This window comes from Ruegeria sp. YKSF070 (genome assembly GCF_059612725.1).
In genome coordinates, this window is sequence record NZ_JBXWRD010000016.1 from 57,849 (window position 1) to 84,100 (window position 26,252).

Annotated in this window: 23 protein-coding genes; 14 read left to right on the forward strand and 9 right to left on the reverse strand. The window is 63.7% G+C overall.

What is annotated here, in order from left to right; genetic code table 11:
- Positions 1-38: 38 nt before the first annotated feature.
- The 4 genes from AC2FL1_RS10875 to AC2FL1_RS10890 are packed head-to-tail and all read right to left on the reverse strand — an operon-like array spanning position 39 to position 3,985.
- Complete coding sequence (locus AC2FL1_RS10875; protein WP_496824917.1) at positions 39-653, reverse strand: amino acid synthesis family protein; 615 nt, start codon at positions 651-653, stop codon at positions 39-41.
- 13 nt (positions 654-666) lie between these two features.
- Entirely contained in the window at positions 667-2,778 is a 2,112-nt protein-coding gene (locus AC2FL1_RS10880; protein ID WP_496876927.1) for a CoA transferase, read from the reverse strand.
- On the reverse strand, positions 2,775-3,581 hold the full coding sequence (locus AC2FL1_RS10885; protein ID WP_496876928.1) for an alpha/beta fold hydrolase: 807 nt from the start codon (positions 3,579-3,581) through the stop codon (positions 2,775-2,777). Before AC2FL1_RS10885 ends, AC2FL1_RS10880 begins: the two co-directional genes overlap by 4 nt.
- Positions 3,581-3,985 (reverse strand): RidA family protein, encoded by a 405-nt coding sequence (locus AC2FL1_RS10890; RefSeq protein WP_496824913.1) that lies wholly within the window; start codon positions 3,983-3,985, stop codon positions 3,581-3,583. Before AC2FL1_RS10890 ends, AC2FL1_RS10885 begins: the two co-directional genes overlap by 1 nt.
- Positions 3,986-4,129: 144 nt before the next feature.
- On the opposite strand from AC2FL1_RS10890, the gene AC2FL1_RS10895 reads away from it, so the two are divergent.
- From AC2FL1_RS10895 to AC2FL1_RS10910, 4 genes are read left to right on the forward strand one after another with little or no spacing between them, the layout of a single operon-like run.
- Entirely contained in the window at positions 4,130-5,611 is a 1,482-nt protein-coding gene (locus AC2FL1_RS10895; protein WP_496876929.1) for an aldehyde dehydrogenase, read from the forward strand.
- Positions 5,612-5,638: 27 nt separating this feature from the next.
- On the forward strand, positions 5,639-6,673 hold the full coding sequence (locus AC2FL1_RS10900; protein ID WP_496876930.1) for an LLM class flavin-dependent oxidoreductase: 1,035 nt from the start codon (positions 5,639-5,641) through the stop codon (positions 6,671-6,673).
- Between the two features lie 14 nt (positions 6,674-6,687).
- Positions 6,688-7,491 (forward strand): carnitinyl-CoA dehydratase, encoded by an 804-nt coding sequence (locus AC2FL1_RS10905; RefSeq protein WP_496824907.1) that lies wholly within the window; start codon positions 6,688-6,690, stop codon positions 7,489-7,491.
- Complete coding sequence (locus tag AC2FL1_RS10910; RefSeq protein WP_496876931.1) at positions 7,488-8,441, forward strand: 3-hydroxyacyl-CoA dehydrogenase NAD-binding domain-containing protein; 954 nt, start codon at positions 7,488-7,490, stop codon at positions 8,439-8,441. The genes AC2FL1_RS10905 and AC2FL1_RS10910 overlap by 4 nt, the downstream gene beginning before the upstream one ends.
- Here AC2FL1_RS10910 and AC2FL1_RS10915 read toward each other — a convergent pair.
- Positions 8,407-9,492: a GlxA family transcriptional regulator gene (locus AC2FL1_RS10915; RefSeq protein WP_496876932.1), complete on the reverse strand. Its 1,086-nt coding sequence runs from the start codon at positions 9,490-9,492 to the stop codon at positions 8,407-8,409. The genes AC2FL1_RS10910 and AC2FL1_RS10915 overlap by 35 nt on opposite strands.
- A 135-nt stretch (positions 9,493-9,627) precedes the next feature.
- On the opposite strand from AC2FL1_RS10915, the gene AC2FL1_RS10920 reads away from it, so the two are divergent.
- The 9 genes from AC2FL1_RS10920 to AC2FL1_RS10960 all read left to right on the forward strand — a co-directional run bounded on the left by AC2FL1_RS10920 (position 9,628) and on the right by AC2FL1_RS10960 (position 19,814).
- On the forward strand, positions 9,628-10,518 hold the full coding sequence (locus AC2FL1_RS10920) for a beta-keto acid cleavage family enzyme (RefSeq protein WP_496824901.1): 891 nt from the start codon (positions 9,628-9,630) through the stop codon (positions 10,516-10,518).
- Complete coding sequence (locus AC2FL1_RS10925; RefSeq protein WP_496876933.1) at positions 10,519-11,520, forward strand: ABC transporter ATP-binding protein; 1,002 nt, start codon at positions 10,519-10,521, stop codon at positions 11,518-11,520. It begins immediately after the preceding gene.
- Positions 11,521-11,599: 79 nt separating this feature from the next.
- Complete coding sequence (locus tag AC2FL1_RS10930) at positions 11,600-12,709, forward strand: extracellular solute-binding protein (RefSeq protein WP_496876934.1); 1,110 nt, start codon at positions 11,600-11,602, stop codon at positions 12,707-12,709.
- Positions 12,710-12,768: 59 nt separating this feature from the next.
- Positions 12,769-13,617, forward strand: a complete 849-nt coding sequence (locus tag AC2FL1_RS10935; RefSeq protein WP_496876935.1) for an ABC transporter permease — start codon at positions 12,769-12,771, stop codon at positions 13,615-13,617.
- Entirely contained in the window at positions 13,614-14,411 is a 798-nt protein-coding gene (locus AC2FL1_RS10940) for an ABC transporter permease (protein WP_234143303.1), read from the forward strand. Before AC2FL1_RS10935 ends, AC2FL1_RS10940 begins: the two co-directional genes overlap by 4 nt.
- Positions 14,412-14,424: 13 nt before the next feature.
- Positions 14,425-15,585 carry an acyl-CoA dehydrogenase family protein gene (locus tag AC2FL1_RS10945; protein ID WP_496876936.1) on the forward strand — a complete coding sequence of 387 codons (1,161 nt, stop codon included), beginning with the start codon at positions 14,425-14,427 and terminating at the stop codon, positions 15,583-15,585.
- Positions 15,582-17,675: an acetate--CoA ligase family protein gene (locus AC2FL1_RS10950; protein ID WP_496876937.1), complete on the forward strand. Its 2,094-nt coding sequence runs from the start codon at positions 15,582-15,584 to the stop codon at positions 17,673-17,675. The genes AC2FL1_RS10945 and AC2FL1_RS10950 overlap by 4 nt, the downstream gene beginning before the upstream one ends.
- Positions 17,676-17,677: 2 nt before the next feature.
- A complete protein-coding gene (locus AC2FL1_RS10955; RefSeq protein ID WP_496876938.1) occupies positions 17,678-18,805 on the forward strand; it encodes a serine hydrolase in 1,128 nt (375 codons plus the stop codon).
- A gap of 118 nt (positions 18,806-18,923) precedes the next feature.
- Complete coding sequence (locus AC2FL1_RS10960) at positions 18,924-19,814, forward strand: cation diffusion facilitator family transporter (RefSeq protein ID WP_496876939.1); 891 nt, start codon at positions 18,924-18,926, stop codon at positions 19,812-19,814.
- A 20-nt stretch (positions 19,815-19,834) separates the two neighbouring features.
- On the opposite strand, the gene gcvA is transcribed toward AC2FL1_RS10960, so the two are convergent.
- Positions 19,835-20,764, reverse strand: a complete 930-nt coding sequence (gene gcvA / locus AC2FL1_RS10965; RefSeq protein ID WP_496824887.1) for a transcriptional regulator GcvA — start codon at positions 20,762-20,764, stop codon at positions 19,835-19,837.
- Between the two features lie 108 nt (positions 20,765-20,872).
- On the opposite strand from gcvA, the gene AC2FL1_RS10970 reads away from it, so the two are divergent.
- Positions 20,873-22,069, forward strand: a complete 1,197-nt coding sequence (locus AC2FL1_RS10970; protein ID WP_496876940.1) for a serine hydrolase domain-containing protein — start codon at positions 20,873-20,875, stop codon at positions 22,067-22,069.
- A gap of 18 nt (positions 22,070-22,087) precedes the next feature.
- On the opposite strand, the gene AC2FL1_RS10975 is transcribed toward AC2FL1_RS10970, so the two are convergent.
- The 3 genes from AC2FL1_RS10975 to AC2FL1_RS10985 form a co-directional block, all read right to left on the reverse strand.
- Positions 22,088-22,747: a hypothetical protein gene (locus tag AC2FL1_RS10975; RefSeq protein WP_496876941.1), complete on the reverse strand. Its 660-nt coding sequence runs from the start codon at positions 22,745-22,747 to the stop codon at positions 22,088-22,090.
- Between the two features lie 3 nt (positions 22,748-22,750).
- Entirely contained in the window at positions 22,751-24,148 is a 1,398-nt protein-coding gene (locus AC2FL1_RS10980; protein ID WP_496876942.1) for a selenium-binding protein SBP56-related protein, read from the reverse strand.
- Positions 24,149-24,284: 136 nt separating this feature from the next.
- Entirely contained in the window at positions 24,285-26,078 is a 1,794-nt protein-coding gene (locus tag AC2FL1_RS10985) for an ABC transporter ATP-binding protein (protein WP_496876943.1), read from the reverse strand.
- Positions 26,079-26,252: the final 174 nt, after the last annotated feature.

Sequence of the window (26,252 nt, forward strand, 5' to 3'; positions counted from 1 at the left end):
GCTCCTCCCGGCAGCGCTCGGGAGGAGCGGGTCTGGTCCTAGCCGTCCTTGCCGACGCCGGCGGGATCCTGCACGTCGCGACCCAGTGCGGCCAGATCGGAATAACGGTCGCCGATACGGTGATGCGGCCGCCCGCGTGTCGCGGCGCCCAGCGCAACCACCAACTCGTCACAGGCGGGTGCGTCGTAGATCGAGAACTGCACCGTCAGGTAATGCGAGCGGCGGCCGGTATCGTGTTTGTCCATCAGCGGTATCTGGATCTGCGTGTTGGCCGGTCCGCGTGTGTTGGTAAAGCCCAGATAGCTTTTCGCGCCCACCGCCTCGCGATAGAAATTGCCGAATTGCAGTGTATGGATCAGCGCCGAGGCGTGCTCGACCTCGCAATTGGTGCCCGAGATACAGGCCTTGCCATAGGCCTCGATCGTGTCACCCGATCCGGCCAGCGCGATCAGGCGGTCGGTCAGCAGCTTGCCCAGAACCGGCGCCATGCGGCGGATCTCGGGCGAGAGATCCTCGACAAAGCCGCGCCCGGCCCAGGGGTTGGCCACCACCGCCGCGACCCCGATCATGCGCAGCACCGGGTCGGCGGCGCGGCCGCCCTCGGTGTGGATATCTTCGTCGAAAGTGACGACTTTTCTCAGTTCCGGAAGCATTGGGGGTCTCCTGTCAAACGGTGTATTCGGTGTGATCGGCAATGGAATGGACGATGCCGCTGCGTTCGGTGCCGTGGTAAATCCCGAAACTGCCATGGCGGTATTCGCGTTGATAGCGCGCCAGCATCGAGCGTTCGGTATCGTTGGCGACCTGATCCAGCGGCAGTGCGGCCAGGTCGTGATAGCGCATGCCCTCCGGCGCGGCGCCGCTGACCGTGCCGTGATAGACGATCGAATGCGCGCCGGTCTGGCTGTTCTGGAACACGGCATAAAGGTGGTCGAGCCGGGCGGTCAGGCCGCGACTGTCCATGTGCCGCACAAAGCCCGCGACCGTATTGTCGCGCGCGGGTGACTTGGGAACCGTCAGGGTGCCGTCTTGTGTCTCTTCCAGCAGGATGCGGTCGCCATCGGCTAGGACAGCGGCGATGACCCCGTTGGCATCCTTGGTCGCCGCGTCGGCCAGCCGGTTTTCCAGCCCAAGGTCGAAATAGGCGCCGTTGTGGAAGCCAAGCGGTTTGCCCTCGGTCACCGCGTGGTTCAGCACGCGCCCGATCAGGATCAGGTGATCGCCGGCATCGACGAGCTTGTGCTGCGCACAGGCAAATGTCGCCAGCGCCCCGTTGATCAGCGGCAGCTCATGCGGGCCTGGATGCCAATGGTGGCCGGCGAATTTTTCGGTCGAACGCGAGGCAAACAGGCCCGAGATCTCTTTCTGCGCGTCAGACAGGATGTTGACCGCGAAATGCGGCGCCTGGGCAAAGACATCGCAGCTATGTGCCGTCTTGGCGAGGCAGACCAGCAGCAGCGGCGGGTCGAGCGAGACCGAGGTGAAAGAATTGGCGGTAAAGCCGCGGGGTGTTCCATCCTCCTGCCTTGTGGTCAGCACGGTCACCCCGGTGGCGAACTGTCCAAAGGCGCGGCGCAGGTCGCGCCTTGCGTCCTCATCCAGCGGCGCGCTTTCTGCCAGCATCTCGAGCAGCGCGTCATGCTCGCCCAGCCGGGGCGGGGCAGGCAGGGGAGGCGCCGCCTGCCCGGCAAAGCGCAGCGGATTGGCGGCTACGGTCCAGGGGGCATGGCCGGGTTCGGGATGGGGAATATGCGCCAGCATCTGCCGCGCCGCGACATGCGGATCGGCGGTGATATCGGCCACCGTGTTGAGCAGGCCAAAAGGCACGTGACCGCCCAGCAGCCCGGTCAGCTCCGCCTTGCTGCGGGTGGCGGTCCAGCCCGAGACGACCCGGTTGATCTCGCCTGCATTGGCGGACCGCCCGGCGCGGGTGGAAAATCGCGCATCACCGCCCAGATCGGGCCGGTTCATGATCGCGGTCAGCTTTTGCCAGAAACTGTCATCAACAATGCCCAACGCCACCTGACCATCGGCGGCGGGAAATAGGCCAAAGGGGGCCAGCAACGGGTGACCGTTGCCCTCGGGGCCCGGCACCTGTCCGGTCATGTCATGCAGATAGACCATCCGCTCACACATCGAGATCATCGCGTCATACATGGCGACGTCGACGAAACGGCCCTTGCCGGTCGCCTCGGCCTCGCGCAGAGCGGCGAGAATGCCAAAGGACATCATCATGCCGGCAAAGATATCGCCGATGCCGGGGCCGACCTTGGTGGGTGTCTCGGCATCGGGGCCGGTCATCGCCATCAGCCCGCCCATCGCCTGCGCCACCACGTCATAGGAGGGCCAGTCGGCATAGGGGCTGGCGCCGGTGCGCGGGTCGCCAAAGCCGCGAATGGCGGCATAGACCAGCCGGGGATTGGCCTCGGCGAGCGATTCATATGAGAGGTCGAGACGGTCCATCACACCGGGCCGGAAGTTCTCCAGCACAACATCCGCCGTTGCCGCCAGCCTGCGAAAGGCGGCCTTGCCCTCAGGCGATTTCAGGTCCAGCCGGATGCTTTTCTTGCCCCGGTTCAGGCTGACGAAATAACCCGCCCAGTCATGGCCCGGATCGTCGGCGCGATAGGGGCCGTTGTTGCGGCTGGTGTCGCCGCTGCCACCTTCGATCTTGATGACCTCGGCGCCGTGATCGGCAAGGAACATGCTGCAATAGGGGCCCGACAGCATGCGGCTGAGGTCCAGCACGCGTATACCCTTGAGGAGGGTGCTGCTCATCCGGTCGTCTCCTTTGGCAGGCTGTCCAGAAACCGGCGCAGCGGCGTATTGACGGCGGCCGGATCCTCGGCCAGCGCCATGTGGCGCAGACCCGGCAGGATCAGCGCCTGCGCGCCCTTGATCTCGGCGGCGATGGCGCGGGTCATCTCGGGGCCGTTACCGTAATCCTCGTTCCCGGTGATCACCAATGCGGGGCAAGTGAGCGGCGGCACCGGGGCCGTGATCTCGTCGATGCCATCGGCCAGAACCCGGTAGATCCGGTGATAAACCTCCTTGCGGTTTGCCGTGACCCAGCCGCGCACGGTCACCATCATCGCCGGGTTGGCCTTGCGGAAACCTTCGGTGAACCAGCGTTCCAGCGCTGCTTCGACCGTTGATTGCGGACCCTCGTCGCGGGCCTGCTCGACCCGTGCAAGGATCGCGGCCTGCGCCTCGGCGCTGCGTTGGTGCGGCGAATGCAGGATGACCAGCGCGCGCGCGCGATCGGGGCAGTCCTGCGCGAAGCGGCGCGCGATCATGCCGCCTAGCGAAAACCCAGCGATGACCGCATCGGCGAGACCGCAATAATCTAGTAGGCCCTGCAATTGGCGCGAAAAAAGCGAAAGGCTGGGGGTCTCGGGCGGATCCGTCGATTCGCCATGGCCATAAAGGTCATAGCTGAGCACGCGATAGCAATCGGTCAGCGCCGGGCTGGTCCATTGCCAGCAGGCCCGGTTCAGCCCCAGACCATGGATCAGCACCACGCAGGGCGTATCTGCCGGGCCGGTAATCTCATAGGCGGTGCCGTCAGGTGCGACCGGCATCAGCCCTCTCCCCCGAGCGGTTTATAGGCCATCACCTCGACCTCGACCCGGGCATCGACCAGCAGGTCGCTGACCACGGCCGAGCGGGTCGGCGGATCGTGCGGGAAATACTCGCCGTAAACCGCGTTGAAGCCGGGGAAATCACTGCGCGCGCGCAGCCAGACCATCGCCTTGACCACATCGTCGCGGGAGCACCCGGCGAGCGCGAGGGTGGCGGTGATGTCGTCAAGCACGGCGCGCGTCTGTTCCTCGACCGAGCCAGTGGTTATCGGCACACCGTCCCGCATCGGGATCTGGCCGGTCAGAAAGACAAAATCACCGGCCCGGATAGCGCGCGACAACGACAGCACCCTGCCACCGATTTCGAGGGGTCCGCCGATCACCTGTTTCTTGCTGCTGGTCACGTTTGCATCTCCTTTTGCGGCCAGCCTGCCCTGATCCCCAATCCTCAACTTAAGAATTTTCGACACATGGATGCCGATTTTTCGCACAACTCATCGCCGATTCGCCGCTTTGTATGAGACGAGAGACAAAAAGGGAGGACCGAGATGGCCGATATCCAGAGCTATCGGATGCTGATCGACGGCGCATGGGTCGATGCCTCGGACGGGGCGCTGTTTGACAGCACCAACCCCGCCGATGGCAAGGTGTGGTGCCGGATCCCCGAGGCCACCGAGGCGGATGTGAACCGGGCGGTCGAGGCAGCGCATCGCGCCTTTACCTCGGGGCCATGGGCCAGAATGACACCGACCGAGCGCGGTAAGCATTTGCGGCGGCTGGGCGATCTGCTGGCGGGCCGGTCCGAGGAACTGGGGCGGATCGAGTCGGTGGATACCGGCAAGATGCTCAAGGAAACCCGCTGGCAGGCGAAATACATCGCCGAGTTCTTTCACTTCTTCGCAGGCTGCGCCGATAAGGTCAGCGGTGAAACGCTGCCTATCGACAAGCCGGACATGTTTGTCTTTACCAAGCGCGAACCGCTGGGTGTGGTGGCCGCTGTGGTGCCCTGGAACAGCCAGCTGTTCCTGGTTGCGGTCAAGATCGGTCCGGCCCTGGCGGCGGGCAATACGGTGGTTCTGAAAGCCTCGGAACATGCCAGTGCGGCGATGCTGGAATTCGGCAAGCTGATCGAAGAGGCCGGTTTTCCGCCCGGGGTCGTGAACATTGTCACCGGGCACGGCGAACCCTGCGGGCGGGCGCTCACCGGGCATCCGCTGGTGGCGCGTGTCTCGTTCACCGGCGGGCCGAACGCTGCGCGTCACGTGCTCGAGAACGCCAAGCGCAACTTTGCCGAGGTCTCGCTGGAACTGGGGGGCAAATCGCCCTTTATTGTCTTTGAGGACGCCAATATCGAAAGCGCGGTCAACGCCTCAATCGCGGGCATCTTCGGCGCCACGGGGCAAAGCTGCGTCGCCGGGTCCCGGCTCTATTTGCACGAGGACATCGCCGATGAGTTCCTCGACGGGATGGTGGCGCAGGCGCGTGCCATCGTGATCGGGGATCCGCTGGCGGAAGAGACCCAGATGGGGCCGCTTTGCACCGCCGGGCAACTGGCGCATATCCAGCGCGAGGTCGCCCATGCGCAGGCCGAGGGCGGCACCGTGCTGACCGGCGGCAAGCAGCCCGAGGGGCTGGGTGGCCTGTTCTATGAGCCGACGATCATCGACTGCCCGCGCCAGGACCTGCGCATCGTCGATACAGAACTGTTCGGCCCGGTCCTGAGCGTTCAGCGTTTCCGGACCGAAGAAGAGGTGCTGTCGCTGGCCAATGATTCCGAACACGGGCTGGCGGCCGGGATCTTCACCCGCGACAGCGCCCGCTCGCTCAGGATGGCCGGTGCCGTGCGCGCCGGGATCGTCTGGGTCAACACCTATCGCGTGGTCTCTCCTATCGCCGAATTTGGCGGCATCAAGGGGTCCGGCTATGGCCGCGAAAGCGGGTTCCAGGCGATCTACGATTACACCCGGCCAAAGACGGTCTGGATGAACACATCCGACGAACCCATGGCCAACCCCTTTGTCATGCGCTGAGCGAGAGCCCGGAAAGGAACACGGACAATGAAATTCCAACTTGCCATCAACCTGGAACGGATCGACGACAGTCTCGACATGAACGATGTCGCGCGCCACACGCTTGAAATGGTGCAAATGGCCGAAGAGGGCGGTTTCGACATCGTCTGGGCCGCCGAACATCACGCCATCGAGATGACAATCGCGCCGAACCCCTTCCAGATCCTGACCTGGTGGGCCGGAGAGACCAGCAAGATCCGGCTGGGGACTGCCGTGGCCACAGCGGCCTATTGGCACCCCATCAACCTGGCGGGCGAGGCGGCGTTCCTCGACCTGATCAGCGGCGGGCGGCTGGAATTCGGCATCGGCTCGGGCGCCTATCAGCGCGAGTTCGACCGGATGAAACCGGGGCTGAAACAGTCCGATGCCTGGCGCTATATGCAGGAGATGCTGCCAGCGGTGCGCGCGCTATGGCAGGGCGATTATGCCCATGACGGCGAGTATTGGCAGTTCCCGACCTCGACATCGGTGCCCAAGCCGGTACAGGCCGACATGCCGGTCTGGGTCGCCGCGCGTTCGCCGATCACCTATGACTATGCGGTGCGCAACCGCTGCCACATCAACTGCTGGCCCTTGACCCGGCCCTTTGCCGAGGCGGAGCTGTACAAGCGGCAGCTGGATGAGGCCATCGCCAAGGCCGACAACGGCTGGTCGCCGCGTTTCGCGCTGATGCGTCATGCCTGCATCTATGACAATGCCGCCGACCGCCAGCAGGCGCTGGACGCCATCCGGCGATTGCTGTCGCAATTCGAGAACTTGTTCCGCAATGCCGGCGACGTGGTCAACGGCTTCCCCGCCGCACTGCCGCTGGATCAGATCGCGGGCCGCGAGCAATACGACCCCGAGATGCTGGAAGAGAACCTGATGTTCGGCTCGCCTGAAACCGCCATCGGCAAGCTGAAACAGTACGAGGACCTGGGCGTGAACGAGTTCATCTATTACGCCTCGATGGGGCTGGATCATGACGCGCAGAAACGATCGCTCAAGATGTTCTGCAATGAAGTCATGCCGGAATTCCGGTAATGGAGGATACCCCGATGAGTGAGGGCGTCAGCACCCGCCGTGACGGCCATGTTCTTGAGGTCACGCTGTCGCGCGGCAAGGTCAACGCCATCGACGTGCCAACCAGTCAGGCGCTGGCGGCGGCGTTTCAGGAATTGCACGAGGACAAGGAATTGCGCTGTGCGATCCTGACCGGTGGCGGCGACAAGATCTTCAGCGCGGGCTGGGATCTGAAGGCGCTGAACGCGGGCGAGATGCAGCTTGATAACTGGTGGGAGAGCGACGACTACGGCTTTGGCGGATTTACCGGCCTGACCGAAAACTGGGCGCTGAACAAGCCGGTGATCGCCGCGATCAACGGGTTGGCCATCGGCGGCGGGTTCGAGATGGCGATGGCTTGTGATTTGCTGATCGCCGCCGACCACGTGGAATTCGGCCTGCCGGAAATGCCGCTGGGCATCGTGCCGGATGCGGGCGCGTTGCAACGTTTGCCCCGGCGCATTCCACATAACATCGCGATGGAGATGTTCCTGCTGGGCCGCCGCATGTCCGCGACCGAGGCCGCCCATTATGGTCTGGTCAACAAGGTGGTGCCCAGGGAACAACTGATGGATGCGGCCCGCGAATGGGCGGCCTCGATCGCCTGGTCGGCGCCCTTGGCCATGCAATCGGTGAAAGAGGTTCAGCGCGAGATCGAATGCGTGCCGCTGGAACAGGCGTTCCACAAGATGCGCACCGACCCGATGCCGACCTATCGCAAGATGCTGAAATCCGACGATGCGGCCGAAGGCGTGGCCGCCTTTGTCGAGAAGCGCGAACCCAGGTTCAAAGGCGAATGATGTATCCCGATCCCTCATCCATCACCCGTGTCGCCAGCATCGGCGGCGGTCCCATCGGCGGCGGTTGGGCCGCTCATTTCCTGGCGCGCGGCTATGACGTCACCAGCTATCTGCACGACCCGGCCGAGGAGGGGGCGTTTCGCACCATCCTTGATACCGCCTGGATCAGCCTGACCGCACTGGGCCTGGCGCCGGGTGCCTCGCTCGACCGGTTGCACGTCGTCCATGACCTCGATGCGGCGGTCGAGGGGGCGGGGTTCATCCAGGAAAGCGCGCCCGAGAATCTGGCGATGAAACAGGCGCTTTATCACCGGCTGGGGCGCATCGTGCCCGAGAATGTGGTGATCGGCTCCTCGACCTCGGGCCTGATGATGACCGACATTCAGGCCAATTGCGAAACGCCGGGTCGCACGGTGATCGGGCATCCGTTCAACCCGCCTTATCTGTTGCCGCTGGTCGAGATCGTGGGCGGCGAGAAAACCGACCCGGCGGCGGTAGAATGGGCCGGCGAATTCTATCGGATCGCAGGCAAGGCGCCGCTGATGATGAAGAAGGAGATCCCCGGCTTTGTCGCGACACGTCTGCAAGAGGCGCTGTGGCGCGAGGCGCTGCACATGGTTGCCAATGGCGAGGCCACGCCCGAGGATATCGACATCGCGCTGATGAACGGCCCGGCGCCGCGCATGGTCAGCCAGGGGCAATGCATGGCGTTTCACGTCGCCTGTGGCGCGGGCGGCATGGCCACCAATCTGGACCAGTTCGGCCCGGCGCTGAAACTGCCCTGGACCCGGCTTCAGGCGCCCGAACTGACGCAAGAGTTGCGCGACCGCATGGTCGATGGCTGCAATGCCGTCGCCGGTGACCGACATTTTGCCGACATGGCGGCACAGCGCGACCGCGAGATCGTCGCCGTGCTCAACGCCCTTCGGGAGGCGCGAGCGGCGCTTTAGAGCGCTTGTCCCCCGAGTTGAGCGCGTGCAGGAAATCCGACAGGGTGCCGGGCCAAGTCGGGGCGGTCTCGTTCGACGGCCAGGCCTCGCGGTATTCCGACGGCCTGCGACCGAAGAACTTGCTGAATGAATACGAGAAATGCGACAGCGTGTTGAAGCCGGAGGCGGTGGCGATCTCGCGTACGCTGAGTTCGGTGGCGATCAGCAGGACGCGTGCGTTCTGCAACCGGCGCAGCAGGCCGAACTGAACCACGGTGCAGCCCACATGTTTCTTGAACTGCCGCTCAAGCTGGCGTTGTGACACGTCCAGCGCGTCGGCGATCTGGGGCACGGTCAGCGGCTCTTCGATGTTGCGCTCGATCAGGGTCATCGCCTGCCGCACCAGCGGCAGGATCGATTCCGTGCCACGCCCCATCGTTCGGCGCTGCGAGGACGTGCCCTTGCGGATCGGGTTGTGCAGCATCTGGTCCGCGATCTCTCCCGAGAAACTGGCCCCGTGCGACTGCTCGATCAGCCGCAGCATCAGGTCGACCCCGGCCATTCCGCCGGCACATGTCAGGATCCGCCCGTCGATGGTAAACAGCTGCTCGACCACGGAAATCTGGTCGAATTTCTCTTGGAACCCGTTGATCCAGGACCAATGGGTCGTGGCCTCCTTACCATCCATCAGGCCGGCACGGGCGACCAGATAGCAGCCCAGCTCGACCGCGCAGATGCGCTCGCCCCGCCGGGCCCGCTTGCGCAGCCACGAGGCAAGCGCCTTGTTCTGGTAATGCTCACCGCCCCAGCTGGCCAGCACAAAGACCTGATCCGCCGGTGCGGTCTGGTCCGGCTCGATATCCAGATGCACTCGCACGCCATTGCTGGCGCCCAGGTTCAGCCCGTCGAACGAGGTGACTTCCCACGAGAACAGGCGGTCGGAGGACAGGTAATTCCCGATCCGCATGGTTTCGATCATCGTGATCAGGGTCGTCAGGTTGAACCGTGGCACCACCACAAAAACCGAATGGATCTGGCCTCTCTCCTGAGGGGGCAACAAGTCGAGTTGCATGATATTTCCTGTCACTACATTTACTTGCACCTTATCAATATTTTTCGACATCAGCACCCTAAATACGGCGAATAATCGACAGTTTTTGGGGGGATCCGGCCAGCACACTGGAAAAAACAACAGGGAAATGATTGCATGAACCACGATGTCGTGCTGACCTGCGCCGTTACCGGCGCCGGGGATACAACCGGTAAAAGCCCGCATGTCCCGGTCACGCCCAAGGCGATTGCCGAGGCCGCGATCGAGGCCGCCAGGGCGGGTGCGGCTATCGTCCATCTCCATGCCCGCGACCCGGAAACCGGCCAGGGTTCGCGAGATCCGAAGCTGTTCAAGGAGATCGTCGACCGTGTGCGCGACAGCGGTACCGATGTGGTGATCAACCTGACCGCGGGTATGGGGGGTGACTGGATTTCCGACCCCGCCAACCCGGCCATGCCCGGACCGGGCACCGACATGATCGGGCCCGAGGCGCGATTGGCCCATGTCGAGGAATGCCGCCCCGATATCTGTTCGCTGGATTGCGGGACGCTGAATTTCTCGGACACCGACATGATCTACATCTCGACCCCGCCGACGCTGCGCCGGATGGCGGCGCTGGTGCAGGAATGGGGAGTGAAGCCCGAGCTGGAAGTGTTCGATCTGGGCCATATCCGTTTTGCCAAGGCGATGATCGCCGAGGGGCTGATCGACGCGCCGCCGATGTTCCAGCTGTGCCTGGGTATCCCCTGGGGCGCGGATCAGGATGTCGAAACCATGGTGGCGATGAAATCGCAACTGCCAGCGGGGGCCAGCTGGGCCAGTTTCGGCATCGGACGCGGCCAGATGCCGATGGCCGCCGCCGCCGTGGCGCTGGGCGGCAATGTCCGCGTCGGGCTGGAGGACAACATCTATCTCGATCGCGGTGTGCTGGCGACCAACGGCCAACTGGTGACCCGCGCGCGAGAGATTATCGAGCGCATGGGCGCCCGCCTGCTGACACCGAACGAGGCCCGCGCCAAGCTGAACCTGCGCGGGGCGGAGGGGTAAATGGCCGACGCGTTCTCTGGCGGCAGCCTGCGGATCGAAGGCGTGTCGAAATATTTCGGGACGTTCCGGGCGGTCAACTCGGTCGATCTGGAAATCCGCAAGGGAGAGTTCCTGACCCTGCTGGGCCCTTCGGGCTCGGGCAAGACGACGCTGTTGATGATGATCGCGGGGTTTCTGGACATCACCAGCGGCGATATCGCGCTGGATGGAAGCTCGATCGCCGAAGTGCCCGCCGAGAAGCGCAACTTTGGCATGGTGTTTCAGGGTTATGCCCTGTTCCCGCATATGACCGTGCGCGACAATATCGGCTATGCGCTGAGCGTGCGCAAACGGCCCGAGGCCGAGATCCGGGCCCGTGTCGACGAGATGCTGGAACTGGTCCAGTTGCAGGATTTCGCCAACCGCAAGCCCGGCCAGCTGTCGGGGGGTCAGCAACAGCGGGTGGCGCTGGCGCGGGCGCTGTGTTTCGCGCCGCCGGTCCTGCTGCTGGACGAGCCGCTGGGCGCGCTGGACAAGAAATTGCGGGTCGAGGTGCAGGAACAGCTCAAGGACATTCACCGCCGCGTCGGCACGACCTTCATCTATGTCACCCACGACCAGGAAGAGGCGCTGTCGATGTCTGACCGCATCGTCATCATGCGCGACGGTGCCATCGAACAGGTGGGCTCTCCGCAAGAGCTGTACGAGCGGCCCGCAACCCGCTTTGCCGCCAGTTTCCTGGGGAAGTCGAATTTCATTCACCAGAACGGCCGCGTCCATGCGCTGCGCCCGGAGAAGATCGACATCCACCTGGGCACAGGTCACCCGCAGGCCCGGCGCAGCGGAACCATCTCCAGCATCACCTATTTCGGGTCGATGCAGCGGATCATCGTAGAAACCACCGAGGCCGAACAGATCGAGGTGGATATCGACGTTTGGCGCAACCAGCAGCCCCTGCACGAGGGCGAGGCTGTCGAACTGAGCTGGCAGGACGCGGCGGCGGTGGAACTGAACGAAAGTTGAATGAGCACCCAAAGAACGCCGTTCAAGGCGTCACAACAATCGCCCGGCAAAGCCTTGGGCATCTGACACGGAGGACGAAATGCAAGACAAGCAATTCATGAAGGAAATGCTCACCGAAAGCGCCCATGCCTACAAGGAAGGGCGTATGGATCGGCGCACCTTTCTGGCGCTTTGCGGTGCCTCGGGGATCGCCATGAACGCCGTACTGGCGGGCGACGCGCAGGCGGCGGCCGACCATGTGGTGATGTGGAACTGGGGTGGCCAGTCGGTCGAATGCCACGGCTCGGCTATTGGAGAGGCCTTTACCGCGGCCACCGGCAAAGGGGTGAAATTCGACACTTCCGGCCCGCTCGAAGGCAAGATCAAGGAGATGGTGGACAGCGGCAACGTGACCGCCGATGTGGCCGATGCCGACCTGTTCAACGCCGTGTCGCTTGGGCCGACCGGGCATCTGGAGCCCATCGACTATTCCATCGTCAGCAAGGACAAGACCCTGCCGGGCTATGCGCTGGAACACGGGGTCTCGGTTATCCTTTATGGCTATGCCTTCGTCTATGACACCGAAGCCTATGGCGACAACCCGCCCAAGGATTGGAAGGACTTCTTTGACACCGCCAATTTCCCGGGCACGCGGTCGCTGTACAAATGGGCCAACGGCTCGCTCGAGGCGGCGCTGATGGCCGATGGCGTGGCGGGCGACGCGCTTTATCCGCTCGACATGGAGCGGGCGCTGAACAAGATCAAGTCCATCAAGGATGATAGCATCTATTGGGGCTCGGGCTCCGAAGTGCATTCGATGGTGGTCAACGGCGAGGTCACCATGGCCATGATCTGGCAGAACCGCGGTCGCAACATGGAGAACGATACCGACGGACGTTTCAAGCTGGTCAACAACCAGGCCATGGCCATGCCCGGCGCCTATATCGTGCCCAAGGGCAACCCGGCGGGCCGCGAGGCGGTGATGCAGTTCATCGCCACCGCGCAAGAGGTCCCCGCCCAGCTCAAGCTGCTCGATTGCCTTGGCATGACACCCTCGAACCCGGCGGCCTTTGGCGAAATACCTGAGGATCAGCAGCCCTATGCCATCACATCGGCGATGAACATCGACAAGATCGTCTATAACGACCCGACCTGGTGGGGCGAGAATGGCGGTGACGCGGTGAACGCTTTCCTTGAGGCCATCAGCTAGGACCCTGAGGCCGCGCCCGTCCCCAGCGACGGGCGGGCGCGGCCCTTCGGAACACGGACATGAACGCAGTGGCAAGACATATCCATCCCGGCTGGGCCATCATCGCGCCGCTTCTGGTGCTTGTGGTCGCGCTGTATCTCGGCCCGATCCTGAACATCATGTGGCTGAGCGTGACCGATCCCGAGCCGGGGCTGGACAACTATCGCAAGCTTTATGAAAGCGACTCGCTGTTGCGGATCGTCTGGACCACCTTGCGCATCTGCGTGATCACCACCGTGTTCAGCGTGACGCTGGGCTATTCCATTGCCTATGCGATGGTGCACTGCCACCAGCGGCAGAAGAATTACATGCTGACCCTGCTGCTGGTCTCGTTCTGGATCTCGATCCTGGTGCGGACCTTTTCCTGGCTGATGCTGCTGGGGCGCAACGGGCTGGTCAACAACACGCTTGAGACACTTGGCCTGGTCTCGGCGCCGATCGCCTTCATGCGCAACGAGTTGGGGGTGCTGATCGGCATGGTGCATTACATGATCCCCTATGCGGTGCTACCGCTGCTGGTCAGCATGCAATCGCTCGATAGCCGGGTCATGGATGCCTCGCGCAATCTTGGAGCCAGCGGGAGCCAGACATTCTGGCGCATCTACCTGCCGCTGACCCTGCCGGGGATCGTCGCCTCGACCCTTCTGGTCTTCATCCTCAGCCTTGGGTTCTACGTCACCCCGGCGGTGCTGGGCGGGGGCAAGGTGTTGATGGTGGCCGAATATATCTCGGTCCAGTTGCTCGTCACCCTGAAATGGGGCACGGCGGCGATGCTGGCTGTACTGATGCTGGCCGGGGTTCTGGCCATGCTCTGGATCATGTCGCGCTTCATGAAGCTCAGCGCCGTCTTCGGGGGCAGCACGCGATGAGACCTGGTCTGTTTTCGCTCTTCAACCGCGCCGGCGCCTGGGTGCTGCTGCTGTTCCTGGTGACACCGGCGCTGATCGCCATCCCGGTTTCACTGACGCCCAAACGGTTCCTGTCGATGCCCAAGGACGAGCTGTCCTTGCGGCATTTCCAACACCTCTTCACCAGCGAGGAATGGTTGTCGAGTTTCTTCCAGAGCGGGGTCATTGCCTTGTCGACCTCGGTACTGGCCACCTTTCTGGGCACGCTCTGCGCCATCGGCCTGTGGCGGGTCTCGTCCAAATACAGCGAGCTTGTGCGCGCTTTTCTGCTGTTGCCGCTGATCATTCCACAGATTATCTCGGCCATGGCCTTTTACCGGCTCTGGATCCCGCTGGGCCTGCTGGATAGCTATCCCGGCCTGATCCTGGCCCATACGATCCTGGCTGCACCCATGGTCTTGATCACGGTCAGCGCCTCGCTTGCCACCTTTGACCCAAGGTTGGAACAGGCGTCAAAGAACCTCGGTGCGTCGAACTGGACAACGATGCGGCGGGTCATCTTGCCCTCGATCCGGCCCGGTGTCTTTGCAGGCGCGCTCTTTGCCTTCATCCTGAGCTGGGACGAGATCGTCGTGACGCTCTTCATCTCCAAGTTCAGCGTCTACACCCTGCCGCGCCGCATGTGGAACGGCATCCGCGAGAACACCGACCCGACCGTGGCCGCCGCGGCCGTGGTCCTGATCGCCATCACGATCATCGCCTTTGTCGTCTCGGCCATCCTGTCGCGGCGCAATGCAGGCGAGAGCCGAAGCTGAGAAAGGTTCCGACATGAACATGGAAACCAGCCACGAACATGAATTGCTGACCGCCACGGTCCGCAAGTTCGTGGAAACCGAGATGATGCCGCACGAGGACGAGGTCGACCGCCTGGGCCATGTCCCCGCAGAGATCGGCCGCCAGATCGAGGCACGCGCGCACGAGCTTGGCCTGTTTGCCTGCAACCTGCCCGAAGAGGTCGGCGGCGGCGGTCTTGACCTGTCGGCGCAGCGCATCATCGAGCAGGAGTTCGGCAAGACCACCCACGCCCTGCACAGCTGGGCCGCGCGCCCGACCGAGATCCTGCTGGCCTGCGAGGGCGAACAGCGTGAGAAGTACCTGCTGCCCTGCGTGCGCGGCGAGAAACGCGAATTGTTCGGCCTGACCGAGCCCGACGCCGGGTCGGATGCGATGGGGATGAAATCCAACGCCCGCCGGGACGGCGACGACTGGATCCTGAACGGGTCCAAGCATTTCATCTCGGGCCCCTGCATGCCCGATTTCGCCATTGTCTTTGCTTCCACCGGTGCCGATGACACCCCGCGCGGGCCACGCAAGCGCGTCACCGCCTTTCTGGTCGATGTGGGCACCCCCGGTTTTGTCTGCCGCGAAGGCACCAGATCGGTCAGCTATCGCGGCTACAAGACCTTCGAGCTGCATTTCGACAATGTCCGCCTTGGCCCCGGCCAGATCTTGGGCGAAGAGGGCAGGGGGTTCGAGATCGCCGGTCAATGGCTGGGCATGGGGCGCATCTGGGTCGGGGCGTCGTGTTGCGGTAAGGCCGAGCGTATTCTGGAGATGGCGACGGAATGGGCCGCCAATCGCCGCCAGTTCGGCAAACCGATCGGTTCCTTTCAGGCCACCGGGTTCCGGCTGGCGGACGGGGCGATGAACCTGCGCGCGGCCAACCTGATGGTAACGGATGCGGTTGCGCGACACCAATCGGGCCGCATGGCCGATCAGGACGCGGCCATGGTCAAGGTGTTCTGCTCGGAAATGCTGGGCCGGATTGCCGATGACGCGGTGCAGATTTTCGGCGGCATGGGGCTGATGGAGGAATTGCCGGTTCAACGTCTGTGGCGCGACAGCCGGCTGGAACGGATCTGGGACGGCACCAGCGAGATCCAGCGCCACATCATCACCCGTGCGATGCTGAGGCCACTTGGTGCATGAGACCGGCGCAGCGTGAGAATTTCCGGCGCCTTCTGACACCGCGCCATATCGCCTTTGTTGGCGGGCGCGATGCGGCGATTGCCATTCGCGAGGCGCGCAGGCGCGGCTTTGCCGGGCGGATGTGGGCGGTGAACCCCAAACGTGACACACTGGAAGGCGTGGCTTGCGTGCCGACCATCGCCGATTTGCCCGAGGCCCCAGATGCGGTCTATCTGGCCATCCCTGCCGCCGCGGTTACGGGCGCGCTGGGGCAATTGGCGGCGATGGGCGCGGGCGGTGTTGTCTGCTTCTCCGCCGGGTTCAAGGAAACCGGCGACGCGGCCGCCGAGCGGGCGCTGATCGCGGCGGCGGGCGACATGGCGCTGATCGGGCCCAATTGTTACGGGCTGATCAACTATGTTGGCAAATCGGCGCTGTGGTCGTTTGAACATGGCGGTTGGTCGCCGGGATACGGAGCCGCGATCATCACTCAATCGGGCATGTTCTCGTCCGATATCACCATGAGCCAGCGCTCGCTGCCGATGGCCTATATGGTGTCGGCGGGCAATCAGGCGGTTCTGGGGCTTGAGGATTTTCTGGACGCTTTCGCAAGTGACCCGGCGGTGCGCGCCATCGGGCTGCATATCGAGGGCTTGCAGGATGTGGCCCGGTTCGAACGCGCCGTGCTGCGGGCGCTGGAACGCGGTGTGCCGGTGGTGGCGCTGAAATCCGGGAGCTCCCATATCGGGGCGGCGCTGACGATCAGCCATACCGGCTCGCTATCCGGGGCGAACGAGCTTTACGAGGCGCTCTTTGCCCGCTGCGGTGTGATCTCGGTCAGCAACCCGTCGCAGTTTCTGGAAACGCTCAAGCTCTTGTGCGTGACCGGCGCGCCGCGCGGTGCGAGGGTGGCGGGGTTCACCTGTTCAGGCGGTGGGGCCACGATGCTGGCCGATCATGCCGAAAAGATCGGCCTGAGCTTTCCTGCCATTGAGGGCGCAGATCGCGCCGAACTGAAGGCCTTTCTGCCCGAGATCGCCACAGTCTCGAACCCGCTGGACTATACGACGCCGATCTGGGGTCAGGCCGAACACACTTATCCGGTGTTTTCCCAAACGCTGAGGGCGGTGGCGCCTGATTTCACCGTGCTGGTACAGGATTACCCCGCCTTGGGGCTGGACGATTCCAAGGTATTCTATCTGAACGACGCCAGTGCCTTTGCCCGCGCCGCCACTGAACAACAGGTGCCTGCCGCGATCCTGGCCACCATTCCCGAGAACATGGATATCGAGACCCGCCAGATGCTGATCGAACAGGGCGTCGCCCCGATGCAGGGCATTCACGAGGCTCTGAACGCCATCCGTGACGCGGCAGGCTGGAGCGCGGCGCGGGCGCGGATCCTGTCCGTCAAGCCCGCGCCACTGCTGCCTCCGCAAGCCCCAGCCAACTTGGTTGGGCAGACCGAAGATATCGGCAAGGACTGGCTGTGCGGAGCAGGGGGTGCGGTGCCCGAGGGCCGTGCTGTTACCGCCCGGGAGGTGGAGAGCGCGGCAGCGGAAATCGGCTTTCCGGTCGCGCTCAAGATGATGAGCCCGCGCCTGGCCCACAAGACCGAGGCCGGGGCCGTCGCGCTGAACCTTGCCAACCCGGTCGAGTTGCAAGCGGCGCTTGCGCAAATGCCCGGCGCGGTCGCCGCCTATGACCCGGATGCGGTCACCGACCGTTTCCTGGTCGAGGCAATGTCGCCGCCCCCGCTGGCCGAGCTGATCCTGACCCTGCGGCGCGACCCGCAATTCGGGCATGCGCTGGTGCTTGGCAGCGGCGGCGTTCTGGTCGAGCTTCTGCGCGATGCGGTGACATTGCTTCTGCCCTGCAGTGTCGATGAGGTGAAGCAGGGGCTAGAGGGGTTGCGCCTGGCCCCGCTGCTCAGCGGCTATCGTGGGCGCCCAGCCGCCGATCTGGCGCAGGTTGCTGGCGCTATCCACGCCCTGTCGGATGCCTATCTGCAAGACTGCGCCGAGATCGCCGAGGTCGAGATCAACCCGCTTTTCGTCTATCCTGACCGGGTGGTGGCCATCGACGTGCTTTTGCATCGCGTGGCCAGGGACTAGCCATGCACGCGCGCGTTCCAAACCCCGATCTGGCCGTCGATGACAGCAACAAGCAGCGCTGGAACAGGCCCGCCCACCGGCGCCACGGGTTCCATAATGCGCATCACCTGTTCCGGCGCACGCTGATGGTGCGGTCGCGCAATGTGCTGCCGTTGGTGCCGTCTCCGATCGACCTGCCGGCGGCCTTGCCGGAGCTGCGCGCGCTGCTGGCGCATCCGGCTTTCTCCGCCCTTTGCTGCCTGAGTGGCGACGCTCTGATCTTCGAGGCCGCAGCGGATGATTTCAGCCCGGCAGCGCCGCATTCGATCCAGTCGGTGACCAAGCTGCATATCCACCTGATCTTTGGCCGCCTGTTGGCACAGGGACTGGTTTCGCTTGATGCGCCCGTTGCGGCCTACTTGCCGGAGATCGGTAGCGGCTATGCGCATGCGCCGGTGGGCGCATTGCTCGACATGGCGGTACACAACGATTTCTCCGAGGATTATTCTGATCCGCAATCGGATTGTTATACCGAGGAAATCGCGCTTGGCTGGCGTCTGCCGCCCGAAGGTGCGCCCGAGCCGAGCCTGGCCCTGTTTGCCGCCGGGATCACCGGGTTCCGGCCCGGCCCGCCACCTGCGCTCGCCGAATACAAGTCGGCCAATACCGATGTGCTGACCCTGATTGCGGCGGCGGTGTCACCGGTGCCGCTGGCTCGGATGGTTGAGGAAATCGCCGATGCGGCGGGATATGAGGGCGCGTTTCACATCAGTCTTAGTCCCGAACACCTGCCCGCTTTTTCCGGGGGAGGTTGCCTGAGCGCCCGCGACCTGGCGCGGTTCGGGCTGCTGTTTGCGGGGATTTCGGACAACGCCGCCTATCCGAATGCCGAGTTCCTGCGTGCCTGTCTGGGGCGCATCGCGCCACGGCTGGCGCCGCCGCGCGACTGGCTGCGCTATTCGGGGCACCTGATGACCGACGGGCACCTGTTGGGCCATGCCGGCTATGGCGGGCAGTTCCTGCTCGTCGATAGCGAAACCGGAACCTCCTGTGCGCTGCTCAGCGTGCTGGAAAACGATTCCGGATACGATATGGACTATATGTCCCAGGTGGCATTCTGCCTGAAGCGTGTTTGCGAATATCTGGCCTGAGCGCGAGACACCCAAAGGCAGGCCAATGCGGTCCATCAATTGGGAGCCGGACGAGGCATTGCTTGCCCGTCTGCGCCGACGGGGGTACTCACTCCACCTGCCGCCATGGAGGGAATCGATGTCCGCGACCATCCGGATCGCCATTACCAGCATTTTCGTCGGTGCTCTTGTTCTGGGCATCAAGACGCTGGCCTGGTGGCTGACGGGGTCTGTCGCCCTGCTTGCGGATGCGCTGGAGAGTACCGTCAATGTCGCAACGGCCATCGCGGCGCTCATTGCCATCCGTATCGCAGCACGACCGGCGGACGCTTCTCATCCCTACGGGCACCACAAGGCCGAGTTCTTCAGCGCCGTGCTGGAGGGGGTGATGATCATCGTCGCCGCGCTGCTCATCCTGCGCGAGGCCTATGCGGGGTTTCTGGCCCCCCGGGCGATGGATCTGCCGATCGAGGGGCTGCTGGTCAACGGCGCCGCAACGGTGATCAATTCGGTCTGGGCCTTGGTTCTGGTGCGGCGTGGTCGCGCCGCCCGCTCTCCGGCGCTGGTGGCGGATGGCAAGCATCTCTTTACCGATGTGATCACCTCGGCCGGGGTGGCGCTGGGGATATTGCTGGCCATCGTCACCGGCTGGTGGCTGCTTGATCCGCTGATGGCGGCGCTGGTCGCGGTCAACATCCTCTGGTCCGGCTTTCACCTCGTGCGCCAGTCGCTCAGCGGGTTGATGGACGAAGCGGTGTCAGAGGATACGCTGGCCAGGGTGCGCGACATCATTTCCAGAGAGGCAGGCGGCGCGGTCGAGGCGCATGATCTCAGGACCCGGCACGCGGGGCAGGCCACCTTTATCGACTTTCACCTGGTGGTCCCGGGCGAGACTACGGTGTTCGATGCGCATGAGATTTGCGACCGCGTCGAAGCGGCGCTGAAAGAGGCCGTGGAGGGCGCCAAGATCACCATCCATGTCGAACCCGAGCACAAGCAGAAACACTCTGGCATCGTCGTACTCGACTGAACCCGATAGGGCGCCACGCCTCAGGTGCGATAGGTTGTCCGTATCCTCCGGTTCTCGGGGTCGTTCGACGCAGTCTCGACAAGCCACTCGCTGAACTTGCGCGCATCAGGATGGTCGCGGCCTGTCTCGGGTGAGATCAGATAGAACGCCTCTTGCAGGGGGGCCTCGATCTCGAAGGGGGTGACCAGGCGCCCGCGTTCGATCTCGACGCCCAGCATCGAGGATCGCGCCAGCGCCACCCCGCCCCCGCGCGCCGCGAATTCAAAGGCCAGCAGCGAGGTATCGAATTGCAGACCCTGACCGGAGTTCACCCCGGTCGTCTGGGCATAACGTAGCCAGTCGGCCCAACCTTCCTCGTAACCCAGAACATGCAACAGGCGTTGATGGACAAGGTCTTCTGGCTGCCGAAGCGCCCGTTCCCCGTCCAGCAACGCGGGGGCGCATACCGGCTTGATCACCTCCCATGTCAGCCGCTCGGCCGTGTAGCCCGGCCATCTGCCGGTGCCGTACTGAATGTCGAGGTCGAACCGCTCGTTGTCGAACTGGTCGCCCCAGACGCTGGACACCAGCCGCACCTCGGTCTCCGGGTGACGGTCGAAGAAGCCCTGAAGCCGGGGCGCGATCCAGTTGACCGAATAGCCCACCGGGGCACGGACGGTCAGAACCTCGGACCGCCTGAGGCCGAACACCTCTTCGGTGCCCGCCGCCAGACGTTCGAACCCGTCGCGGACCTTCGGCAGATAGGCGGCGCCGACCTTGGTCAACACCAGGCTCCGGGGTTTGCGCTCGAACAGGGGTTCACGCAGGTAATGCTCCAGCAGCTTGACCTGTTTGCTGATCGCGGCCTGGGTCAGGTTCAGTTCCTGCGCGGCGTGGGTGAAACTCAGATGCCGAGCGGATGCTTCGAAGGCACGCAACCATGTCAGATGGGGAAGTCGTCGGGTGCTCATGGCCAACTCATGCATAACTCTTTTGTGGTTATAGGGGGATTATCCGTCGCTTGAAAGCCGGGAATGATCTGCCGCAGAGTAGCCGCGAAGGATCGAGGAGGGCTGGTCTTGCAGCAGGAACATATCGACGGTGTCGACCCCAACCGCCTGAGTCGCATTTCGCGCTGGATGGAGGGGCACGTGCGCAACAGGCGCCTGAGCGGTCTGGCGGTGCAGATCGCGCGGCGGGGGCAGGTCGTCTTTTCAGAGCAGGCCGGCCATGCCGACGCGGCGATCGGGCGGGCGGTGGCGCCGGATACGATCTGGCGCATCTATTCGATGACCAAGCCGGTGACCTCGCTTGCCCTGTTGATGCTGTACGAGGAAGGGGCGTTCCGGCTTGATCAGCCAGTCGCCGATTTCCTGCCCGCCTTTGCCGATCCGCTGGTCTGGAAGGGGGAGGGGCATGCCCTGACCGCGACCGAACCCGCGCGGCGACAGATCACCATCCACGACCTGCTGACGCATCAGGCCGGGATCGTCTATGGCGACCCGCAGGGAAACGCGTTGGAGCAGGCCTTGTCGGCGGCGGGCCTCGATTTCGACCGTCGATTTGCCACCATGGCCGAGGCGGTCGAGGCGCTGGCGGCTTTCCCGCTGGCCTTTCACCCCGGTGCGCGGTGGTTCTATGGGTTGTCGACCGATGTTCTGGGGCACCTGATCGAGGTCATCAGCGGCCAGACGTTGGGCGGTTTTCTCAGGTCGCGGATCTTCGATCCACTTGGCATGACCGATACCGGCTTTTCGGTTCCCGAGGACAAGGCAGGACGATTGGCGACGCTGTATGATCACGCCGACGGGGGATTTGTACCGTCGGCCAGTCAGGATCGCTGCCGTGCTCCCGTCACGCTGGAAAGCGGCGGCGGCGGGCTGGTTTCGACCATGGCCGATTACCAGCGCTTCGCGACCATGCTTTTGCGGCGCGGCGCATATGAGGGCGGACACCTGCTTGGGCGCAAGACCTTTGACCTGATGGTGTCGAACCAGATGGGCGGCGATCTGGCCAGTCGGGGGCAGGCGCATTTCAGCGAAACGAGCTTCGAAGGGATCGGCTTTGGCCTGGGCGTGTCGGTGATGCTGGACCCGGTCCGCGCCAGGATCGTCGGCTCACCCGGCGAATTCGCGTGGGGCGGCATGGCGTCGACCGCGTTCTGGGTGGATCCGGTCGAAGAGATGACCGTGATCCTGATGACGCAGCTGATCCCCTCCAGCGCACATGCGCTGCGCCGCCAACTCAGGGTGCTGAGCTATCAGGCGTTGATCTGAACCGCATCGCGTACGGGCTCAGGCGGTTGCCAGCGCGATAACGCCGACAAGAACAAGGCTCGCCGCCCAGACCCGGTCAAGGTTGAACCAGCTTTTCGACAGAAAGCTCAGGCCAAGCCAGCGATAGACAGCCCATGCGGCCGCACCACCCGCGGCGATCATCGCGGCCGTATGGGCAAGGGCAACCGTGAACGCGATGCCTACGCCGCGCGACATCAGCGATCCGGCGGCGGCGTGGCCGGTATCCAGTTCGTCGGCCCGGCAAAGGCCCAGGTAGATCGGGACCAGCATCAGCGCGGCGCCATGGGCGAGCGCGACCAGAAAGGACCACAAGGCCAATCGGCCCGGCCGCACACGTGCAAGAAACCGGGGGTGACGCTGGCTGACGAAAATCCAGACCCCCAGCGCAATCACCACCAGCCCGGCGCCCAGGCGGATTTCGCGCTGCCAGTCGATCAGCAAGGTCATCACGGCGAACGGCATCAGGATGGCCAGCATGGCCGCAAGATGCCCCAGCGCTATCGCCACAAGGGCACGCCCCAGCGCGCCGCTGCGGCCTTCCATCAGCGCGGCGGAGACCGCCAGCGGCCAGCCCATGCCCGGGTTGAGCCCGTGATAGAGCCCGCTTCCCACCACGGCGAGCCAGAGACCCGCCGCAGTGTCGGTTATCGCTCCCAAGGATCAGGCCGAGGGATAGCAGAAGCTGTCGGTCGAGCAGTCGCCCCCCTCAAGCCGGATCTGGTGGCTGCGATACCCTTCCGGGAACTCGACGAAGAAATCCTTGTCGAGTGTCAGACCGCCGTTTTCGCCGACATCCGCCTTGACCATCGCGCCGCCGCGTTCGCCGGGATAGAACTGATCGTCCCAGGTGGAATACAGCGAATTGGTCCAATAAACCCGCTTGCCGTCGCGGCTGATCTCGACCATCTGAGGCCCATAGCCAAAGGTTTTGCCACTGGGATGGGCGGTCTTCTTGATGATGCCCCCGATTTCGACCTTGCCGGCCAATGTCGGGTTCATCGGGTCCGACACATCGTATTGATGCATCTCGCCGGTGCCCCAGCAGGCGACGTAGAGGTATTTGTCGTCCAGCGACAGGTCGATATCGGTGACCAGCGGAGGTACCGCCGAGAAGCCCTTGAGCAGGTCGGGCAGGTCGTCGGGATCCGCTGGTTGCGGCGGAATGGTGATTGTCTTCTTGGCGTGCCATTCGCCACCTTCGCGCCACCAGGTCCAGATCGAGCCTTCGAGGTTGGTGGTGTCCACAACGACGCCACAGAACCCGTATTCCTTGACCGGATCGTGGGCAGGGCGGATTTCCAGCGCCATCTGGTGATTTTCGCCCAGGTCGATGGTCTGGACATTCTTGCGCTCGCGCAGGTTCCAGAAATGAATTCTATGGCCATACTTGTTGGACAGCAGATCCTCGGCGACGATACCGTTTTCGAATTGCGGCGGCAGGCCCCATTCGGAACTGACCATGTAGTCGCGCGGCAGGTTCCACCAGAAGTCGTATTGCTTGTCCTGCGGGCCGCGGTCGATCTCGTAGCGGCCGATCACGTCGAAGGTTTCGCAATCCATGATGAAGATGCCCGGCGGACCGTCGGTGCCGTCCGGCCCGCCGCCGCCCAACGTCGAGACATAGATACCCTCGGGGCCGCAATGGATCGTGTGCGGGCGGGAATAGCCGGTCTTGGCAAAGACCTCTTCGGGTTCGATGATCTTGTGGATCTTGGCGTCCAGGGGATCTTTCACATCGACCACATAGATGCGGGACGAGCGGATTCCGGGAATGATCAGGTAGCGTCGTTCCAGGAAGGCATGGCCTGTCAGGGGGGAAAGCGCCGAGGAACAGGCGTTCCAGCCGAAATGGTGAAACTCGTCGCCCTTGTTGGGCATGATCAACTGGTGAACGATCTGTCCGAATTTCTCCGAGCTCGGATCAACGTCGACGACAGCCAAGCCGTCGGGCTTCGATGCATCGGGGCTGAGCATCAAGGTGAAGGCCAGTTTCTCGACCGGCCCCTCCATAGCCAGCTTTGCCGACGGGTAAAATGTCGGATCGGGTCTCAAGGTCATGGTATTTCCTCCCTTTTTATCAAAATATCAATAAGTTGCCGTAAGTTCCTTGTTTCTATTTCCGGGCTTCCCGCAGCTGTCCTTCGGGGTTCACTGCCGCCCATTCCGCCGACCGTAACACGAAAATCACTGTGGGTCAGCCGTTCGCTGTTGGAAGGGTCGCATCGTCCAGATGGCAGGCGATGGACAGTCCGCCCGGTAACGTCCGCAGTGGCGGTGCGAGGCGGTCGCAGGTGCCGCTGATGGTATGGGTGCATCGGTTGGCAAAGGGACAGCCCTTGGTCCCGATGACGACGCTGCCGGCGCTGGCGGCCTTGGCTTCGCCGGTATCGGCCACCCCTTCCAGCCAGCCTTGCCGCATCTCGGGCACCGAAGAAAGCAGCAGCTTGGTATAGGGATGGAACGGTGGGCCGAAGACGGCCTTGGATGGTCCTTTCTCGATTACACGACCAGCATAGAGCACGACCACCTCGTCGGCGAAAGAGGCGACCGTGGACAGGTCGTGGCTGATGAACATATAGGCGACGCCCAGTTTGTCCTTGAGCGATTTCAGAAGTTCGATCACCCCCGCCGCGACGACGGTATCCAGCGCCGAGGTGACCTCGTCACACAGGATCACCTTGGGGTCGGCAGCCAGCGCGCGGGCGAGGTTGATCCGTTGTTTCTGGCCCCCTGACAGTTCACCGGGAAAGCGCGAGGCAAAGCTCCGCGGCAGGTCGACGAGTTCCAGCAAGTCACCCACCTTGTCCGCCCGCGCGCGTCCCTTGAGCCCCTGATAGAACTCCAGCGGGCGGCCCAGGATATCTCCGATCCGCTGGCGCGGGTTCAGTGCCGTGTCGGCCATCTGAAAGACGATCTGGCAATCCCTGAGCGTTTCGCGGGGTCGGTCTTTCACGCTGGGAGCAGCGATCTTCCCATTAAGCTTGATCTCGCCCTCTCGCAGCGGCGTAAGGCCTGCGACGACACGCGCCAACGTGCTTTTCCCGCAGCCGCTTTCACCGATCACCCCCACGACCGATGCCGCAGGGACATCAACTGATACATCCGACAGGATGGTCAGCGCCCCGTAGCCCGCCGTGATGTTTCGCGCGGAGATGACGGGCGCTTGCGCCGCGCTGGCGTCAACGTGGTCGACCAGATGCGGCGCGGGCCGGACGGCATCCATCAGCGTGCGGGTATATTCGTGCTGCGGGTCATGCAGGATCTGCGCGGTTGGTCCTTCCTCGACCATTTCACCGTTCTTCAGCACAAGAATTCGATCCGCCACCTGCGCCACGACCGCCAGGTCGTGAGTGACATAGATTGCTGCCGTTCCCTGATCGCGGATGATGTCCTTGAAGGCTTTCAGAACCTCGATCTGGGTGGTTACGTCCAGCGCGGTGGTGGGTTCGTCCAGGATCAGCAAATCCGGCCCGCAGGACATGGCCATCGCCGCCATCAGGCGTTGCAATTGCCCGCCCGAAACCTGGTGGGGGAACTTGTCGCCGACGGTTTCGGGGTTCGGCAGATCCAGCTTGCGGTATAGATCGACGGCGGTGGCGGTCAGGGTCGCGGCATCGCCCGCGCCATGCCAGAGCGGCGCCTCGATCACCTGCTTGCCGATCCGCAGCGCGGGGTTGAAACTGGCCGCCGCTGATTGGGCGACGTAGGACACTTCGTCACCGCGCAGCGCGTGACGGTCGTGCGGAGACAGTTTCATGATGTCCCGCCCATTGAGCCAGATCTCACCGCCCGAGATGCGGCAGCCGGGACGTGCAAAGCCCATAGAGGCCAGCGAGATCGTTGATTTTCCCGACCCGCTTTCTCCGATCAAGGCCAACACCTCGCCCTTGGCTACGTTGAGTGACACGCCCTTCACGATGGGGACATAGCTTCCCCCGGGCGGGCGACCTTCCACGCGCAGATTCTTGATGGTCAGGATGTCGCTCATTGGTCGATCTTCTCCAGAACGGTTTCACCCTGCTGGCGCTGCTGGAACCAGTCGACAAGCAGGTTCATGGCGACGGTCAGCGAGGCGATGCAGGCGGCCGGGATCAGCGCGGCGGAGGAGCCGAGGAACAGCCCGCCCACGTTTTCCTGCACCATCAGGCCCCAGTCCGCGGCT

What these genes read in the sequence shown, in the direction of transcription:
- AC2FL1_RS10875 (WP_496824917.1), bottom strand. Translation starts at nt 653, where the DNA reads ATGCTTCCGGAACTGAGAAAAGTCGTCACTTTCGACGAAGATATCCAC.
- AC2FL1_RS10880 (WP_496876927.1), bottom strand. Translation starts at nt 2,778, where the DNA reads ATGAGCAGCACCCTCCTCAAGGGTATACGCGTGCTGGACCTCAGCCGC.
- AC2FL1_RS10885 (WP_496876928.1), bottom strand. Translation starts at nt 3,581, where the DNA reads ATGCCGGTCGCACCTGACGGCACCGCCTATGAGATTACCGGCCCGGCA.
- AC2FL1_RS10895 (WP_496876929.1), top strand. Translation starts at nt 4,130, where the DNA reads ATGGCCGATATCCAGAGCTATCGGATGCTGATCGACGGCGCATGGGTC.
- AC2FL1_RS10900 (WP_496876930.1), top strand. Translation starts at nt 5,639, where the DNA reads ATGAAATTCCAACTTGCCATCAACCTGGAACGGATCGACGACAGTCTC.
- AC2FL1_RS10905 (WP_496824907.1), top strand. Translation starts at nt 6,688, where the DNA reads ATGAGTGAGGGCGTCAGCACCCGCCGTGACGGCCATGTTCTTGAGGTC.
- AC2FL1_RS10910 (WP_496876931.1), top strand. Translation starts at nt 7,488, where the DNA reads ATGATGTATCCCGATCCCTCATCCATCACCCGTGTCGCCAGCATCGGC.
- AC2FL1_RS10915 (WP_496876932.1), bottom strand. Translation starts at nt 9,492, where the DNA reads ATGCAACTCGACTTGTTGCCCCCTCAGGAGAGAGGCCAGATCCATTCG.
- AC2FL1_RS10920 (WP_496824901.1), top strand. Translation starts at nt 9,628, where the DNA reads ATGAACCACGATGTCGTGCTGACCTGCGCCGTTACCGGCGCCGGGGAT.
- AC2FL1_RS10925 (WP_496876933.1), top strand. Translation starts at nt 10,519, where the DNA reads ATGGCCGACGCGTTCTCTGGCGGCAGCCTGCGGATCGAAGGCGTGTCG.
- AC2FL1_RS10930 (WP_496876934.1), top strand. Translation starts at nt 11,600, where the DNA reads ATGCAAGACAAGCAATTCATGAAGGAAATGCTCACCGAAAGCGCCCAT.
- AC2FL1_RS10935 (WP_496876935.1), top strand. Translation starts at nt 12,769, where the DNA reads ATGAACGCAGTGGCAAGACATATCCATCCCGGCTGGGCCATCATCGCG.
- AC2FL1_RS10940 (WP_234143303.1), top strand. Translation starts at nt 13,614, where the DNA reads ATGAGACCTGGTCTGTTTTCGCTCTTCAACCGCGCCGGCGCCTGGGTG.
- AC2FL1_RS10945 (WP_496876936.1), top strand. Translation starts at nt 14,425, where the DNA reads ATGAACATGGAAACCAGCCACGAACATGAATTGCTGACCGCCACGGTC.
- AC2FL1_RS10950 (WP_496876937.1), top strand. Translation starts at nt 15,582, where the DNA reads ATGAGACCGGCGCAGCGTGAGAATTTCCGGCGCCTTCTGACACCGCGC.
- AC2FL1_RS10955 (WP_496876938.1), top strand. Translation starts at nt 17,678, where the DNA reads ATGCACGCGCGCGTTCCAAACCCCGATCTGGCCGTCGATGACAGCAAC.
- AC2FL1_RS10960 (WP_496876939.1), top strand. Translation starts at nt 18,924, where the DNA reads ATGTCCGCGACCATCCGGATCGCCATTACCAGCATTTTCGTCGGTGCT.
- gcvA (WP_496824887.1), bottom strand. Translation starts at nt 20,764, where the DNA reads ATGAGCACCCGACGACTTCCCCATCTGACATGGTTGCGTGCCTTCGAA.
- AC2FL1_RS10980 (WP_496876942.1), bottom strand. Translation starts at nt 24,148, where the DNA reads ATGACCTTGAGACCCGATCCGACATTTTACCCGTCGGCAAAGCTGGCT.
- AC2FL1_RS10985 (WP_496876943.1), bottom strand. Translation starts at nt 26,078, where the DNA reads ATGAGCGACATCCTGACCATCAAGAATCTGCGCGTGGAAGGTCGCCCG.